This window comes from Mesorhizobium silamurunense (assembly GCF_014843905.1).
In the GTDB taxonomy this organism is placed as follows: domain Bacteria; phylum Pseudomonadota; class Alphaproteobacteria; order Rhizobiales; family Rhizobiaceae; genus Mesorhizobium; species Mesorhizobium silamurunense.
On record NZ_LPVS01000198.1, the window covers coordinates 1 to 998 of the forward strand.

Below are 998 nucleotides of genomic sequence, written 5' to 3' on the forward strand. Positions count from 1 at the left end.
TCGAAGTATGCCGACCACCTTCCCCTATATCGTCAGGCCCAGATCTACGCCCGCCAGGGCATCAATCTCGACCGTTCGACACTCGCCGACTGGGTGGGCAAGGCAGCTTTCCTGCTTCGCCCTGTGCATGAGCGGCTGTTCGAGCGGCTGAAGGCTTCAGACAAGCTCTTCGCGGACGAGACCACTGCGCCTGTGCTTGATCCGGGCCGGGGGCGGACCAAAACGGGGCAGTTGTTCGCCTATGCCCGAGATGACCGACCTTGGGGCGGAATGAACCTACCCGGCGTCGCCTATCTCTACGCTCCGGACCGCAAGGCTGAACAGCCGATCCGGCATCTTCAGGGCTTTGTCGGAACCCTGCAGGTCGACGGATACGCGGGCTACAAGGCGCTGGCCGAACGCAACGCCGTGAGTTTGGCCTTTTGCTGGTCGCACGTGCGTCGCCGCTTCTATGAGCTCGCGCAGTCCGGCCCCGCGCCGATCGCGACGGAGGCGCTCGCCCGCATCGCCCAACTCTACCGCATTGAGAGCGAGATCCGGGGTCGCTCCGCCGACGAACGCCGCGCCGTCCGCCAGGAGAGAAGCCGTCCCGTCATCAATGCCCTTGAGCCGTGGCTTAGGCAGCAACTCACCCTAATCAGCCAGAAGACCAAGCTGGCGGAAGCTATCCGCTACGCACTCTCGCGCTGGCAAGGTCTGACACGATTCCTCGACAACGGTACGATCGAGATCGACTCCAACGTCGTCGAGCGCGCCATCCGTCCCATTGCGCTGAACCGCAAGAATGCGCTCTTCGCCGGCTCCGACGGCGGCGCCGAGCACTGGGCAACGATCGCTTCGCTGATCGAGACATGCAAGCTCAACGGCGTCGAGCCTCATACCTATCTCGCTGACGTGATCGCCCGGATCGTCGCCGGCCATCCACAAAGCCAGATCGACGATCTGCTGCCTTGGGCCTACAGACCTATGCCGCTCAAGGCCGTGGCCTGAGAACAGCG

Annotated in this window: 1 protein-coding gene; it reads left to right on the plus strand. The window is 63.6% G+C overall.

Annotated elements, in window-relative coordinates:
- Positions 1-990, plus strand: a 990-nt coding sequence (tnpC, locus tag AU465_RS33035; RefSeq protein ID WP_192257201.1) for an IS66 family transposase, incomplete at its 5' end; no start/stop codon positions are given.
- Positions 991-998: the final 8 nt, after the last annotated feature.